General features: G+C 31.6%; 17 protein-coding genes and 1 tRNA gene. 11 read left to right on the top strand and 7 right to left on the bottom strand.

What is annotated here, in order from left to right; all coding sequences use genetic code 11:
- Nucleotides 1–25: 25 nt before the first annotated feature.
- Nucleotides 26–682: a phosphoribosylglycinamide formyltransferase gene (purN, locus tag EU91_RS04220; protein WP_032524439.1), complete on the top strand. Its 657-nt coding sequence runs from the start codon at nucleotides 26–28 to the stop codon at nucleotides 680–682.
- Here purN and argC read toward each other — a convergent pair.
- A complete protein-coding gene (argC, locus tag EU91_RS04225) occupies nucleotides 666–1,721 on the bottom strand; it encodes an N-acetyl-gamma-glutamyl-phosphate reductase (RefSeq protein ID WP_032524438.1) in 1,056 nt (351 codons plus the stop codon). The genes purN and argC overlap by 17 nt on opposite strands.
- Nucleotides 1,722–1,809: 88 nt before the next feature.
- On the opposite strand from argC, the gene ribBA reads away from it, so the two are divergent.
- The gene (gene ribBA, locus EU91_RS04230) at nucleotides 1,810–3,534 is read left to right on the top strand and encodes a bifunctional 3,4-dihydroxy-2-butanone-4-phosphate synthase/GTP cyclohydrolase II (RefSeq protein WP_032524437.1); all 1,725 of its coding nucleotides are present in this window, start codon (nucleotides 1,810–1,812) and stop codon (nucleotides 3,532–3,534) included.
- 4 nt (nucleotides 3,535–3,538) lie between these two features.
- On the opposite strand, the gene EU91_RS04235 is transcribed toward ribBA, so the two are convergent.
- The 5 genes from EU91_RS04235 to EU91_RS04255 all read right to left on the bottom strand — a co-directional run bounded on the left by EU91_RS04235 (nucleotide 3,539) and on the right by EU91_RS04255 (nucleotide 7,634).
- Nucleotides 3,539–3,976, bottom strand: a complete 438-nt coding sequence (locus EU91_RS04235) for a peptidylprolyl isomerase (protein ID WP_032524436.1) — start codon at nucleotides 3,974–3,976, stop codon at nucleotides 3,539–3,541.
- A 36-nt stretch (nucleotides 3,977–4,012) separates the two neighbouring features.
- The gene (locus EU91_RS04240) at nucleotides 4,013–4,393 is read right to left on the bottom strand and encodes a DUF3110 domain-containing protein (protein ID WP_032524435.1); all 381 of its coding nucleotides are present in this window, start codon (nucleotides 4,391–4,393) and stop codon (nucleotides 4,013–4,015) included.
- A 33-nt stretch (nucleotides 4,394–4,426) separates the two neighbouring features.
- Nucleotides 4,427–5,386 (bottom strand): DnaJ C-terminal domain-containing protein, encoded by a 960-nt coding sequence (locus tag EU91_RS04245; RefSeq protein ID WP_032524434.1) that lies wholly within the window; start codon nucleotides 5,384–5,386, stop codon nucleotides 4,427–4,429.
- Nucleotides 5,337–7,334, bottom strand: a complete 1,998-nt coding sequence (gene dnaK / locus EU91_RS04250; RefSeq protein WP_032524433.1) for a molecular chaperone DnaK — start codon at nucleotides 7,332–7,334, stop codon at nucleotides 5,337–5,339. The genes EU91_RS04245 and dnaK overlap by 50 nt, the downstream gene beginning before the upstream one ends.
- Before the next feature lie 213 nt (nucleotides 7,335–7,547).
- Nucleotides 7,548–7,634: transfer RNA gene (locus EU91_RS04255), tRNA-Ser, on the bottom strand.
- A gap of 49 nt (nucleotides 7,635–7,683) precedes the next feature.
- Here EU91_RS04255 and EU91_RS04260 point away from each other — a divergent pair.
- The 9 genes from EU91_RS04260 (at nucleotide 7,684) to psaK (ending at nucleotide 13,876) form a co-directional block, all read left to right on the top strand.
- A complete protein-coding gene (locus EU91_RS04260; RefSeq protein ID WP_032524432.1) occupies nucleotides 7,684–8,058 on the top strand; it encodes a 2Fe-2S iron-sulfur cluster-binding protein in 375 nt (124 codons plus the stop codon).
- 5 nt (nucleotides 8,059–8,063) lie between these two features.
- The gene (locus tag EU91_RS04265; RefSeq protein WP_032524431.1) at nucleotides 8,064–8,912 is read left to right on the top strand and encodes an inositol monophosphatase family protein; all 849 of its coding nucleotides are present in this window, start codon (nucleotides 8,064–8,066) and stop codon (nucleotides 8,910–8,912) included.
- Nucleotides 8,913–8,930: 18 nt separating this feature from the next.
- Nucleotides 8,931–10,079, top strand: a complete 1,149-nt coding sequence (locus tag EU91_RS04270) for an ATP phosphoribosyltransferase regulatory subunit (RefSeq protein WP_032524430.1) — start codon at nucleotides 8,931–8,933, stop codon at nucleotides 10,077–10,079.
- Between the two features lie 116 nt (nucleotides 10,080–10,195).
- Entirely contained in the window at nucleotides 10,196–12,100 is a 1,905-nt protein-coding gene (gene htpG / locus EU91_RS04275) for a molecular chaperone HtpG (protein WP_032524429.1), read from the top strand.
- Nucleotides 12,101–12,138: 38 nt separating this feature from the next.
- The gene (gene rpmB / locus EU91_RS04280) at nucleotides 12,139–12,375 is read left to right on the top strand and encodes a 50S ribosomal protein L28 (RefSeq protein WP_032524428.1); all 237 of its coding nucleotides are present in this window, start codon (nucleotides 12,139–12,141) and stop codon (nucleotides 12,373–12,375) included.
- A 5-nt stretch (nucleotides 12,376–12,380) separates the two neighbouring features.
- Nucleotides 12,381–12,914, top strand: coding sequence for a peroxiredoxin (locus tag EU91_RS04285; RefSeq protein WP_032524427.1), 534 nt, complete (start codon nucleotides 12,381–12,383; stop codon nucleotides 12,912–12,914).
- Nucleotides 12,915–12,918: 4 nt separating this feature from the next.
- A complete protein-coding gene (locus EU91_RS0108595) occupies nucleotides 12,919–13,221 on the top strand; it encodes a DUF2499 domain-containing protein (protein ID WP_032524425.1) in 303 nt (100 codons plus the stop codon).
- Nucleotides 13,214–13,549 (top strand): DUF3593 domain-containing protein, encoded by a 336-nt coding sequence (locus tag EU91_RS04290; RefSeq protein ID WP_032524424.1) that lies wholly within the window; start codon nucleotides 13,214–13,216, stop codon nucleotides 13,547–13,549. The genes EU91_RS0108595 and EU91_RS04290 overlap by 8 nt, the downstream gene beginning before the upstream one ends.
- A 66-nt stretch (nucleotides 13,550–13,615) precedes the next feature.
- Complete coding sequence (gene psaK, locus EU91_RS04295) at nucleotides 13,616–13,876, top strand: photosystem I reaction center subunit PsaK (RefSeq protein WP_032524423.1); 261 nt, start codon at nucleotides 13,616–13,618, stop codon at nucleotides 13,874–13,876.
- Nucleotides 13,877–13,896: 20 nt separating this feature from the next.
- Here psaK and dxs read toward each other — a convergent pair whose 3' ends face one another.
- A complete protein-coding gene (dxs, locus tag EU91_RS04300) occupies nucleotides 13,897–15,786 on the bottom strand; it encodes a 1-deoxy-D-xylulose-5-phosphate synthase (protein WP_032524422.1) in 1,890 nt (629 codons plus the stop codon).
- Nucleotides 15,787–15,829 lie beyond the last annotated feature (43 nt).

Here is a 15,829-nt window from a genome sequence, read left to right as displayed (position 1 = left end):
TGAATTTATCATTGGATAAAAAACTTTGGAAAAATCATTTAATTACATAATTTCTCCTGAGATATCTGAATTTAGAAGATTTTCACCAAAATTAAAAATAGGTGTACTTGCTTCTGGAAAAGGAACAAACTTTCAGGAGTTAATTAATCTCTCAAATAAAGGAGAATTTGATATAGATATAAAAGTTCTTATAACTAACAAAGATGATGCAGGTTGTATAAAAAGAGCTGAAAGTGCAAAAATACCTCATAAAATAATAAGAGGGAAAGACTTTCTGCAAAAAGAGCAATTTGAATTAGAGATTATAAATACATTAAATTACTACGATGTTGAACTTGTTGTAATGGCTGGCTGGATGAAAGTTGTCACTCCATTTTTTATTAACAAATTTAAGAATAAAATTATAAATATTCACCCATCATTACTTCCTGCATATAAAGGTTGTTCTGCAATAGAGGACTCTATATTAAATGGTTCAAAAATAACTGGTTGTTCAGTACATTTTGTTGATGAGGAGGTAGATAGTGGATCTTTGATAATGCAAGCTGCATTGTCAATTACAGATGATGATGATATTGAATCACTTTCCAAAAGAATACATATGCTTGAGCATAAAATTTTACCTCATTCAATCTCTCAAGCTGGTTTTTTGATAAGAAGTAATTTTATGGAAAATTATTAGGTAAATCAAGACCTTCATCCATTGAAAACCCACTCATGATATTTAAATTTTGAATTGCTTGCCCAGTCTGTCCTTTTAACAAATTATCGATTACAGATAAAATAATAATCCTTCCATTTCGAATATCAACCTTAACAGACAGGAAAATTTTATTTGTATTTTTAACCCATTTTGTTGATGGGAAGGTATCTACAGGTAAAACTATAATATTTTTGAAATTTCTATAATAATTATCCAAAAGAATTCTGCAATCATCAGATGTTAATCCTGGATCTCTTAGTCTCCCATATATAGTCGAGTGCATACCTCTTGATATTGGAACCAAATGAGGTGTAAAAAGCAGTTCAATATTATTTCCAGAAATTAAGGATGCTATTTGCTCGATTTCTGAGGTATGTCTATGATTTATCAATCCATATGCTGATAGTCCTTCTCCACATTCTGATAAGAGTAGCTTTTGGTTAGGTTCTCGACCACCTCCAGAGGTTCCGCTTTTAGAATCAATAACTATACCTTCATTTTCAATAATACCTTGCGAAAGATAAGGAGCTAATGGAATAAGAGCAGATGTTGGATAACATCCTGGACATGCAATTAATCTAGCTTTTGAAATGGCTTCTTTATTTATCTCAGGAAGTCCGTAGACTGCCTCTTTACATAAATCATCATCGTTCCTTTTATAAATAGAAGCTTCTTTGGAATAAACTTTTTTCCATTCATCTAAGGACTTATATCTATAATCAGCAGATAAATCAATAACTCTAACTCCTCTATCTAATAATTTCCTCGTCAATGTTGAAGATAGGCCATTTGGTAAGCAAAGCAGAGCAACATCTGCATTATTTGAAATATTATCTACTGAAATTTCTTCTATATAAGGATCATTATCTAGATAAAGAAAAGGGAAATTATCATTCCACTTTGATCCAGATGTTTTATTACCTCCCAAAAATGAAATTTTGTATTTTTTAATTTTCTTTAAAAGATTTACCGCTTGAATACCGCCGTAACCTGTAGCACCTACTATTGCAACATTCATTTCTTTGAATTGGCAGACTTTGAGATAGGATTATAAAGTGTTGAATTTAAAGTAACTAAAACACTTTTTTTCTATATTGATAGGAATAATGAAAGAAACAAGTCCCAAATCAAATAATGGAACAATTTTGGATATAAATGAATCTTTTAAAATTGAATTTGATCCTATCAGTGATGCGTTGGCTGCTATAAGAAATGGTGAATGCATAATTGTTGTAGATGATGAAAGAAGAGAAAATGAAGGAGATTTAATATGTGCGGCTCAGTTTGCGACTCCACAGCAAATTAATTTTATGGCGACTGAGGGACGAGGTCTTATATGCCTAGCTATGCAAGGTGAAAAACTTGACTCCTTAGATTTACCATTAATGGTAGATAGAAATACAGATGAAAATCAAACAGCTTTTACGATATCAATTGATGCTGGACCTGAAAATAATGTTACTACTGGAATTTCAGCTGAAGACAGGGCAAAGACTATTCAAGTTGCAATAAACCCAAATACAAAACCTGATGATTTAAGAAGGCCAGGACATGTTTTTCCATTAAGAGCTAAAAAAGGTGGAGTATTAAAAAGAGCAGGTCATACCGAAGCGGCAGTAGATATTGCTGCAATGTCAGGTCTTTATCCCGCTGGAGTGATTTGTGAAATACAAAATTCTGACGGTTCCATGTCAAGACTTCCACAACTTAAAGAGTATGCAAAACAGTGGGGAATGAAATTAATATCCATAGCTGATTTAATAAGTTATCGGTTTCAAACTGAGAGATTTGTATTTAGAAAATCCGATGCTGTGCTTCCAAGTATCTTTGGTAATTTCAAAGCTTATGGATATGTTAATGAACTCGATGGTTCAGAGCACATCGCATTAGTTAAACAAAAATCATCAAAACTAAATGAACCTGTACTAGTAAGAATGCATTCAGAATGTTTAACTGGCGATGCTTTTGGATCATTACGTTGTGATTGTAGACCACAGCTTGAGGCAGCTTTATCACGGATAGAAAAGGAGGAAGAGGGAGTTGTTGTTTACTTAAGACAAGAGGGCAGAGGTATTGGTCTAATAAATAAATTAAAAGCTTATAGTTTGCAGGATGGTGGATTAGACACTGTAGAAGCTAATGAAAAATTAGGTTTTCCAGCTGATCTCAGAAATTATGGAGTTGGAGCACAGATATTAACCGATCTAGGGATAAAAAAACTAAAATTACTTACAAACAATCCTAGAAAGATTGCTGGATTAGGTGGTTATGGAATAGAGGTTATTGAGAGAGTTCCATTAGTAATTTGTCCAAATGATAATAATGCAGAATATTTGAGTGTAAAAAAAACGAAGCTAGGGCACATGATTGATGAAGATGATCCTAATTCGAGAAATATCGATCCGTTTATATCAATTTTTCTTGATGGAAAATATAAATCTATTGACCTAGTTCCAATAAAAAATAACGTTATTAAATTCTGTAATGATAAGAACATTAATATTAAACTTGAAAGTACCCCAAGATTATTGGCTTTTTGGAATCGACCAAAATTAGTATGGCGAATTTTACATGATCGGAATAGAACCAATTCCAACATTACTGATGAAGAAATAAAGAATATAGAATTATTTATTCAATTTTTATCCAATTATGAAAATAGTACGAAAATTGGAATTATTGTTTCTAGAAACATTGAACAAGCATTACACCCAAAAAGTAGCATCAAATTAATCAATACTAAATTTACTATTAATAATGAAATCTTATATTCATCTACGAGAAAATTTAATCTAGATAAAGAGACATTTAGTATTGTTTTTGAAGGTTAATTTTCTATTTTAAAGTTGCTTTTAAAATTTTCGAACCATTACTAAGTTTTAGCACTACATCCATATCATCTGTCTTGCCAAAAACTGTATGAACTCCATCGAGATGAGGCTGTGGTTCATAAACTATAAAAAACTGACTACCTCCTGTATCCTTTCCTGCATGAGCCATAGATAGTGAGCCTTTAAGATGTTTATTTGAATTTATTTCACATCTAATATTATATCCTGGGCCTCCAGTCCCAGGCATACCAGATGCCCCATCACGAGTATTTGGACATCCACCTTGAGCCATAAATCCAGGAATAACTCTGTGAAATGCTAAACCATCATAAAATCCATCACTAATCAACTGCGTGAAGTTTTTAACTGTATTAGGTGCGTCTTCAGAGAAAAATTCAATATTAATGTCTCCAACTTCTGTTTCAAATAATGCTTTTGTCATTTTTTATTTTTTATTAAATATCTAACATTTTAATACTTAAAGTAACTTTTCAAGGTTTTCCTTAATGGTATTTATATCAATTTTTTCATCATTATTACTATTTTTATTCCAATCATTCACTTCTAGGTTTTTCTGAGGTGGAGAAATTAATAACCTATCTTCGGCCGTTTTAGGTACAAAGTTTTTCTCCACAATTTTACATTCATAATCTAATTTAATACAGAAATCTTTTATTTCTTCTACGTCTATCTTTTCTACTGTTGGCAAAGGGAAATCTTGAGCTTCAAGGAGGCCACAGTATCTTGTCGCATCATCTTTCTCTTCAAACATAAGAACTATAGTTCTTCCTTTAAGCTCGATTGAATGAATTCCTTCCTTATCTGTTCCTGAATTGTATAAAAGAACAAATACGTTCATAAGCGTAAATTTTTCTTTTTATATAATATTTGATTAAGAATCAGAAAGTGACAATTCTTGTAATCTTGTATATAAAGCAATTTCTTCATCATTAATATCAGCAGGTATAACTACCAAGATTTCAACATATTGATCACCTACATTATCCTCGAACTTTAAACCCCTACCTTTTAAACGTAACATTCTTCCGGTAGATGATTTTGGAGGTACTTGAAGTGTTACATTTCCATTAAGGGTAGGAACTTCTACTGCACATCCAAGAAGAGCATCATGAGGAAATAACTCTAATTTATAAAGAACTCTTAAACCATCAATTCTTAGACCACTTTCCGTTTGAACTTTTAACTGCAAATAATGGTCTTTTCCTCCCCTTGCAATATTTTCAAGTCTTAATCTCCATCCATCTCCAGCAAAAGGTGGTGTATCAACTTCAACTACAGTTTGATCTTCAAGTTCTATTAAAATAGATGCTCCACTTAAGGCCTCATCAGGAGTTAATTCTATAATCGTTTCGATATCTTGGTGAAGTTTAACTGGAGGTGGTTCTTCAGGAGATGTTGTAGGGTATTCATAATTATCAAACTCATCATTATCTATATTTATGGATTCATCATCAAATTGTTCGTTACTGTTTTTTTCATAATTCTCAGGGTTATATTCATATCCAAATAATGAATCAAGATAATCTTGAAAATCAGGAAAACCTGTTGTGAAATTATTATTTTTATAATCATCCTGACTATTTACATTCGAACTTTCATTTCTTTTATTTGGATCACTAAGGTATTCATATGCTTCGTTAATTAATTTAAATCTTTCTTCTGCATTAATATCATTTTTATTTAAATCTGGATGCCATTTTCTTGCCTCTCTGCGAAAGGCCTTTTTAAGTTCTTTATCGTCAAAATCAAGGGATAAACCCAAAATCGACAAATAGTCTTTTTTAGAGGAAATAGTCATTGTCCCATGGATCATCGTCCCTAGAATTACCATACCTTGAATTTCTATAATTTCTATTCATTCGATTATCCCAAGGGTCATCATCCCAATAATCATCTGAAAACAATTCATCCTTTAGTGATCCAAATGTATTTTTAATACCCTGTAATGGATTATTATCAGTTTTCCTTTCTGCTGCAAATTTTCTGTTTAAACCAAATAATGCTTCTTGGAGAGCACTTACTGAAATTTCTAATTCTTGAGGATCATCATCATCTATATATTCTTCAACATCTTGAATGGCTAATTCTACAGCTCTTTGTTGTCTTTCGGCTCCATAAGGTCCAAATTCTAATGATGCATCCCTTAGTCTTCTCTCTGCTTGTGCAATAAGAGTTAAAGCACTGTTTTTCCTATCAATGATAGATCTCCTCTTTCTATCTTTATTAGCATTTGATTTAGCCTCTTCAATTATCGAATTAATTTCCTGTTCATTTAAATTAGATCCTCCAGAAATGGTAACTGTTTGCTTTCTTCCAGTTGTTCTATCAGTTGCACTTACTTCTAAAAGTCCATTGGCATCAATATCAAATGCTACCTGAACTTGTGGTATTCCTCTAGGTGCTGGAGGTATTCCTGATAACCTAAATTTACCAAGTGATTTATTTTCAGATGCTAATGGCCTTTCACCTTGTCTTACTTGAACTACTACTGAGGATTGATTAGCCTCTGAAGTACTAAAAACATCTGATTGTCTTACTGGTATTGGTGTATTTCGAGGTATAAGTACCTTCATTAGACCACCAATTGTTTCTAAACCTAAAGATAAAGGTGTAACGTCATTTAGCAGTAGATCTTGTAAATCACCACTAATTATTCCAGATTGTATTGCTGCTCCTATTGCAACAACTTCATCTGGATTTACAGATTGACAGGGATCATTGGGAACGAGAGTTTTTACTAATTGTTGAACCATTGGTATTCTTGTACTGCCTCCGACAAGAACTACCTCGTCAATGTCTTTAGCGTCCCATCCAGAGTCATCTAAGGCTATTTGGACAGGCTCTAATAATCTATCTAACAAATCTTGAGATAATGATTCAAATAATTTTCTATCTAATGTCTCTTCAATATGTAATGGCCCCTCTTTATTTGTAGTAATAAATGGTAAGGATATCTTTGTTTTTAGTAATCCTGATAATTCACATTTAGCTTTTTCAGCAGCTTCAGTTAATCTTTGCAATGCTTGTCTATCTCTTCTTAGATCAATATTATGGTTAGCAAGAAATTTTTCAGCAATCCAATCTACTATTTTTGAGTCAAAATTATTTCCGCCTAGTTGAGTATCTCCGCAGGTAGCTTTAACATCAAATACACCATTTGAAATTTTTAATAATGAAACGTCAAATGTCCCACCCCCTAAATCAAAGACTAAAACATTATTTGAAGAACTTTTTTCAAATCCATAAGCTAGAGCAGCTGCAGTAGGTTCATTTAGAATTCTATCTACTTTGATTCCAGCCAATATTGCAGAATCCTTTGTAGCTTGCCTTTGAGATTCATTGAAATAGGCAGGGACTGTAATAACAGCAGAGTCAACAGTGTCTCCAAGATATGTTTCAGCATCATTTATTAATTTTCTAATTAATGAGCTGACTAACTCTTCAGGAGCATATTCTCTTTCTGTATTTGGACTAAGAACCCTTACGCTTCCAGTGGTATTAGCCTTTACATTATATGGAACAGATATACTATTCTCATCTAATTCATCCCAGTCACTACCAATAAATCTTTTTAGGTTATAAAAGGTATTCTTTGGATTTAGAACAAGTTGTCTTCTAGCTTGTGCTCCTATTACTATTTCTTTGTCTTTTGTAAATCCAACTATTGAAGGTGTAGTTCTAGAACCTTCAGAATTTGCGATAACAATTGGACGACCAGCTTCTATAACTCCTACAACAGAGTTAGTAGTACCCAAATCAATTCCAACTATTTGCCCCATGATTCTAGATCGCTAAATTAAAGCAAAATTTACTAATAATTTAATTAATTTTTATCTTAGATATCTACATATAATAGTAAAAATCAAATTTTTTCAACTTAATTTAAATAAATAAGATTATTTATAACTTGTCAAAAAGATTACTATCTATTTTAAAACATTCTTTAAAGACAAAATTGTTGGTGTAGTTAACCAAAATAAACTAAAATAAAACGGAGAGAGAGGGATTCGAACCCTCGATAAAGTTGCCCCTATACAGCATTTCCAGTGCTGCGCCTTCAACCACTCGGCCACCTCTCCCAAGTTAACTATCTTAACCTTTTATCATCCCATTTTTGAGGAAAGTTATTTGAAAAAGACTTTCACAGTCACTATTAAAAATAAAGAAACCGGAAAGGTGTATCAAGAACAGGTTAATAGTGATGAGTACATACTAAAAGAATTTGAAAAGAAAGGTTTCAAACTTGCATTTTCATGCAGAAATGGTTGTTGTACAAGTTGTGCAGTTAAAATGATATCTGGTACTTTGCAACAACCTGAAGCCATGGGTGTATCTCAAGCTTTAAAAGACAAAGGTTACGCACTTCTTTGTGTTGCTAAAGCAACTTCAGATATTGAGGTTGAAACTACATATGAAGATGAAGTGTACGATTTACAATTTGGACAATATTTTGGTAGGGGTAATACAAGAGTAGCCCCACCTTGGGAATTTGAGGAAGATTAATTATTATGTTTGAATTATGTGAAATAGAGGAACTTGCAAATCAAGTAAACTTTTCTAGTTTGTATGAAATAGCAAAGAAATCGGCACAAATTGGTAATAAAATTTTAAAAATTAATTACAATAAAATACAGAAAATATCATCAAAGGGTAGGAAAGGTGATCTAGTTACCAATGTAGATTTGGAAGTTGAAAATAAAATAAAGGAATACATAGTTGAAGTTACACCCAACATATCTATAAATGCAGAGGAATCGGGCAAATTAACCAAATCTTCGGATTTAACCTGGTGTATAGACCCATTAGACGGTACAACAAATTATTCCCATGGATATCCTTTTTTTGGGACTTCTGTAGGTCTTGTATATAAAAACAAGCCAATTATAGGGGCTATATCAGTACCTTATTTAAATGAACTATACTCAGCCTGTATAGGTTTAGGTTCATTCTGCAATGATAGTGAACTTAAAGTATCGAATCCCTCTAATCTTTCTGATAGTCTACTTGTAACTGGTTTTTCTTATGACAGATTTGAGACAGAGGATAATAATTATGCTGAATTTTGTTATTTAACACATAAAACTAGAGGAGTTAGAAGAGGAGGAGCAGCAGCAGTTGATCTGGCATTTGTTGCTGCAGGTAAGGTAGATGGATACTGGGAAAGAGGATTAGAAGTATGGGACCTGGCGGCCGGTGCTATTATTGTTAAAGAGGCTGGTGGTATTATTTCTGATTATCCATCTGGCGAATTTAATTTAAATTCAGGAAGAATTTTAGCTTGTTCTCCCAGCCTAGAGAATGAATTAAAAAATGAACTAGATAATGTCTCTCCATTTAAAAAAAATCTCTATACCTAAAATTCGTTAAATATAAAAATGACAGATATAAAGGAAATTAAATTAGTCGATGTAAAAAATAACTCAAACATCATAAATAATTTAAATAGTATTTATAAACTATGGGGCTATGAAGAGGTTTCACCCTCATTTATAAATACTTTAGAGACGATAAAAGGTCGTGGCGTTATTGACGAAAATCAGGTTGTGGGAATAGTTAGTAATAATTCATTATGCCTTAGGCCAGAAATGACCACATCTATTGTTAAATTGTCATCTACTAGATTAATAAATAAGAAAAGACCTATAAGATTATTTACCAATGGAATGGTCTTTGATAAAAAACAAAATAAAAATTCTATAAAGTTACAAGAAAAACTGCAGAGTGGAATTGAATTAATTGGATATGATACAAAATGCCCAGAAATTGAAGTTATTAATATATTGTTTGATGCAATCGATAATATTAATTTGAAGGATGGTTGTAATTTATTTCTACTAGTTAGTACCACAAAAATAATGGAGTTGATATTGAACAAATATAAGAATAATTATTTTGAAGAAATTAAGAAAAGTCTGGTTGATTTTGATCAAGATAACTTATCTAAATTAGAGATTGATGAAGATGATAAATATATTCTTAAAGATCTTTTATTCACACGAGGAGAACCAATTGCAATATTAAAAAAATTAAAAACTATATATGGCACTAGTAAAACTTTAGATGACTTAAATTTTTTATTTGATACATTATCAAAAATATCAAATAGATATGGAGTTAAATTACAACTTGATCCTACTTTTCAACCTCACCTGAATTTATATGAAGGAATAGTTTTTCAACTCATTGGGGATAATGGTAAAAATAAAAGCGTCATCGCAAAAGGCGGAAGATATGATGAGTTAGTAAGATTCTTTAGTCCTAATGAGAAAATCTTTAATGGGATTGGATTTACAATTTCAGTAGACATTTTAAGAAATTTCATTAGGGAAGAAAATACAGATAAAAAAAAGATTTTATTGATGTTTAAAGATGCTTATTTGTTGGAAAAAGGTTTGAATGAACAGAAAGTACAACAAAAAAGAGGCAATATAGCTATTTTGTATCTAAATCCTTGTGATGACTTGGCTAAAGCCAACCAAATAATGAAAGAAAATAATTGTAGTGAGATCTTATGGGTTAAATAAAACCTTTTAAAAATTTACATAACTTTAAATTCATATATTGTTCGGACAATACTCCTAATTAAACTTGATTAACTAGTTTTTAAGAAATAGTATTTATATGTTTGATTTTTATTTAAATGGAAAAAGGCGAAATTCGTATTAATACCGAAAATATTTTCCCAATTATCAAGAAGGCAGTATATTCTGACCATGAAATCTTTTTAAGAGAACTTGTTAGTAATGGTGTTGACGCAATCAGTAAAAGAAGAATGGCCTCTATGGCAGGTGATTGTGAAAATACTGAGGAGGCTCAAGTAATAATAACAATTAACCGTGAGCAAAATACGTTAACAATTTCTGATAATGGAATTGGAATGAATGATGAAGAAATTAAGAAATACATAAACCAAGTTGCATTTTCAAGTGCTGAAGAATTCCTAACAAAATATAAAAAAGATAATGATGAATTTATAGGTCATTTTGGTCTAGGTTTTTATTCAAGTTTCATGGTGGCAGATAGAGTTGACATATTAACTAAATCAGCAATTGGGGAATCTAAAGCTTTCAAATGGTCTTGTGATGGATCTCCAAATTTCACGTTAGAAGAATCAGAAAGAGTGTCCATTGGTACGGATGTGATACTTCACCTACTTGAAGAAGAAAAAGAGTTTATCGAGCCTGAAAGAATTAAATCACTAATAAAAAAATATTGTGACTTTATGCCAATAGATGTCTTATTAGAAGGTGAGATAATTAATAAGAAAAATCCTCCCTGGAGAAAACAGCCTAATGAATTAAAAGATGAAGATTATATTGAGTTATATAAATACCTTTATCCTTTCCAGGGAGATCCACTGTTATGGATACATCTAAATACAGATTATCCTTATGACATACAAGGGATATTGTATTTCCCCAAGTTGTCAGGTAGAGCTGATTGGGAAAAGGGAGAAATTAAATTATTTTGCAATCAAGTATTCGTAAGCGATTCAATTAAAGAGATAGTACCAAAATACCTTTTACCTCTAAGAGGAGTTATTGACTCTACAGATATACCTTTAAATGTTAGTAGAAGTGCATTACAAACAGATAGAAAAGTAAGGTCTATATCATCATTTATCTCAAAAAAGATTGCTAATAAACTAAAGGATTTGATAAAAAATTCTCCAGAATTTTATGCAGAAATTTGGGATTCCATCTCTGCTTTTATTAAAATTGGTGCAATCGAAGATGATAAATTTGCTGATTTAGTTGATAGCAGTATAATTTTTGAAACAATAATAAATTCAGAGAAAGACGTAACTAAAGATATTGAAAATAAATCCCTTATCAAGTCCAATGATAAGTATTTCACTACACTCGCAAATTACAAAGAACGTAATAAGATAAATGATTCTAAGAAAATTATTTATTGTTCAGATTTAATTGCTCAGTCAAGTGCATTAAATATCTGTTTATCTGATAATAAAGAAGTTATTAAATCGGATCCCTTAATTGACGCACAATTTCTTCCATGGTTGGAAAGTAAAAATGAAGATTATCAATTCCAAAGAGTAGATTCAGAAATAAATGAACTAGAAGATAAAGAATCTAATGAAATTGTAGATAAGGATGGCAAATCAAATACAGATAATCTTAGAGATACCATAGTTAAGGCCCTTAACAATGAGAAAGTAACAGTTAAAGTACACTCACTTTCCAGTAAAGATGCTCCACCTGCTATGATCTTGCTTCCAGAACAAATGAGAAGAATTAATGATATGGGCGCTTACATGGAACAAAAGATGCCTGGCTTACCTGAATACCATGTGCTCTTAATTAATAAAGAACATCCACTTATTGTTGGTCTTAATAAAATTACGTCTAGTAAAATAATTATTGATAAAAAAGATTCTATTGAAAATCCATTGGCATCTAAAATTGTTAATCATGTTTACGATATGGCTAAGCTTTCCGTTGGTGGATTAGATCAAGAACAGATAATTATTTTACAAAATAATAATGCCGAATTAATTTCAGAATTACTTAATTCAACAAATTGAGTCATGTGTTAAAATTTTTAAAGATATAACTAAAAAATATGTCAAGAGTTTGCGAACTAACTGGATCAAAAGCTAATAACGGGATGGCAGTGAGTCACTCACATATTCGTACAAAAAAATTGCAGCAAGTTAATCTCCAAAAAAGAAGACTATGGTGGGAAGAGGGCAAAAAATGGGTAAATATAAAAGTAAGTACCAAAGCCCTAAAATCTATACAAAAAGTAGGTTTAGATAAATTTGCTAAATCAAATGGAGTTGATTTAAAAAAATTCTAAACTTGATGAGAAATTTAGTTGCAAGTATATTTTTACCATTTATTCTCTTATTCAATTGTAATTCAGCCCTATCTTTCGATTTTGCCCCAGAAGTTGGTGATATGGCACCAAACTTTCAGTTAGAAGGTTTTAATAAAAACATAAAAACAAAAACATCATGGGAACTAAGTGATTTTCAAGGTAAATGGCTTGTTATTTATTTTTACCCTAAAGATTTTACAGCAGGTTGCACTCTTGAAGCTAAAGGTTTTTCAGAATTAAAAAAAGATTTTTCAAAAAATAATGCAGAAATTATTGGAATTAGCGCAGATAATCAAGATTCTCACGAAAGTTTCTGCAGCGAGAAATCAATAAATTACACTTTATTATCTGATCCTGACGGAATTATTAGTGATAAATATGGTTCCTGGATTCCTCCATTCTCAGATAGAAATACTTTTTTGATTTCTCCAGATGGAAAAATTTCTTATAGATGGATTAGTGTTTTACCTATAAATCATGCCAAAGAAGTTCTCAACGTTTTAAAGAAAAAAATATAAAATTTTGCACGAATTATCATTTGGAACTTGGATAATACATATCTCATCAGTAATAGAATGGATTTTTGCCATATTAGTCATAAACAAAATTTCCACATATAAAAAATATAATTTATTTTTTTGGTTAAGCCTCGCTATGGTCCCAAACTTAATAGGTGCTATGTGTGCAATCACTTGGCATATATATGACAACCAAGAAAATCTTTACGGTCTAGTATCACTTCAAGGAATTTTTACATTTATTGGAAATTCAACATTAGCCTTCGCTGCAATAAAGATTTTTAGAGAGAAAGAGACTTATGAATGAATTTTTTTTAAAATTGATAGAAAAATTAGGTTCAATTGATAACACATTATTATTCGCAGTATCAATAATTCCATATGCAATATTTTTGTTTTACTTATTTAAAATCAAATTTATTAATAATATTGTAAAAACAGGGTTTTCTTTAACTGTTTTATTCGTATTGATAACTATATTGGTATCTATCTTCACCCTAAATTTCTATGATAAAACCCTTGTTGAGGTTGACTTCCTGCATGGTTTAGCAGAATCTTTCTTAACTCTAAGTGATTTTGTTATTTTGTTTGGATTTATAAAGTTGTTAAATAGCTTAGAAGTAAAAAACTCTTAAGACCTTTTACAATTTTGTGTTTTTTAGGTAAAAGTATTAGACAATATATAAAAATAACGATTTTTTATGTTTACTACATTATTTGCAGCTGCAGATCCAGCAACTTTTTCTTGGTCTCCAAAGTGTGCCGTCGTAATGATACTATGTAATGTTTTTGCTTATGCAATTGCAAGAGCAACAATAAGAAAACCGAATGAAGGTTTTGAAATACCTAATTCAAAATTCTATGGTGGGTTAAGTCACGCATCAGTTGTAGGTGCAAATTGCTTAGGTCATATTTTCGGGATTGGAGCAATCCTAGGATTAGCATCACGTGGTGTTTTATAAAAATATAGTTATTATATTTTTTAATTATTCAACTTAAATTTATTTATTATTTTATCTGCCATCTGATCAGGCATAAGACCTAATTTTTCTTTACTCTGATCAGGTGAAGCATGATCTACTAAAACATCAGGTATACCAATTCTGTAGACAGGAATTTTTACTTCATTATCGTTAAATAATTCAACGACAGCAGAACCAAATCCACCTATTAAGGTCCCTTCTTCCATAGTTACTACTTTTTGAATCCTGCTCGCTAAAGGAATAATAAGATTTTCATCAAGAGGTTTTACAAACCTTGCATTTACAATACATGCATTAATGTTCATACTTTTTAAAATCTCTGCTGTTTCAATAGCGGCAGCTACCATAGATCCATAAGCAATAATTAAAATATCATTTCCCTCTTCGAGTATTTCAGCTTCGCCAATATTCAATGGTTCCCAACCTTCATCCATAACGGCTACACCTAATCCAGAACCTCTCGGAATTCTTAAAGCGGTAGGGCCTTTGTGATTAATAGATGTTATTAACATTCTTTGTAATTCAGATTCATCCTTCGGCGCCATTAATACAAAATTAGGTATGGATCTCATATAGCTTATATCGTATTGACCTTGGTGAGTGGGTCCGTCAGCTCCAACTATCCCAGCTCTATCAAGTACGAATGATACAGGTAAATTTTGTATTCCTACATCATGAATTAATTGATCGAATGCACGTTGAAGAAAAGTGCTATAAATAGCTACAACAGGTTTTAGACCATCGCACGACATTCCTGCTGCAAGAGTAACTGCATGTTGTTCTGCTATACCTACATCGATATATTGATCTGGAATATTTTTTTGCAATATATCTAAACCAGTACCTGTAGCCATTGCTGCTGTTATACCTACGACTTTGCTATCTTGTTCACATATTTTTAACAAGGTTTGACCGAAAATTTTACTATAACTGACAGGCTTTGGTTTTTTTGATGGAATAGATTTCCCAGTTGTCAGATCAAATGCAGATTGTGCGTGATAGCCAACCTGATCAGCTTCTGCATAAGGGTAACCCTTCCCTTTTGTTGTGACAACATGTACAAGTACAGGTTTTTTTAGTTTATGAGCAGCGTTAAAAGTATTAACTAAATTTCCAATATCATGACCGTCAATTGGGCCCATATATGTAAATCCAAGTTCTTCAAAAACAGCTCCAACCTTAGGCACAGCTAAACGTCTAACGCTTCCTTTAATATTTTTAAGTTCTTCTGGAATATCCTTACCAAGTAATGGAATATTTTTTACACTTTCTTGAACACTATCGGATAAAAATTTTAGTGATGGACTAACTCTTACCTTATTTAAGTAGGATGAAAGGGCTCCAACTGGTGGTGAAATAGACATATCATTATCATTTAAAACTACAACTAAAGGAGTACTAGGTAAGTGACCTGCATGATTTATAGCTTCTAATGCCATTCCTCCAGTTAATGCTCCATCTCCAATAACAGCTACACATTTATGCTTTTCACCTTTTCTATCTCTTGCTATTGCCATTCCTAAAGCAGCAGAAATAGAAGTACTTGCATGTCCAGCTCCAAAATGATCAAATTTACTTTCGCTTCTTTTTAGATATCCAGCTACTCCATTTTGTTGTCTAAGAGTATCAAATTGAACGAAACGTCCTGTTATTAATTTATGGGGATAAGCTTGATGTCCTACATCCCAAACAACTTTGTCGCAATCAAGATCAAGAGTTTGATATAAAGCTAATGTTAGCTCTACTACACCTAATCCAGGACCGAGATGTCCTCCACTAGTAGATACTACTTGAAGATGCCTTTCTCTAATTTGACAAGCAATTTCCTCTAATTGTGAAACTGTTAAGCCATGAAGTTGATTTGGATGACTTAACTCACTTAAAAGCATTTAATAAAGATTGGTATCTATATAATCTAAAACGCCGAGGTGC

The sequence above is a fragment of the Prochlorococcus marinus str. GP2 genome, assembly GCF_000759885.1.
Classification (GTDB): domain Bacteria; phylum Cyanobacteriota; class Cyanobacteriia; order PCC-6307; family Cyanobiaceae; genus Prochlorococcus_A; species Prochlorococcus_A marinus_J.
This window is presented reverse-complemented; position numbering and strand designations above follow the sequence as displayed.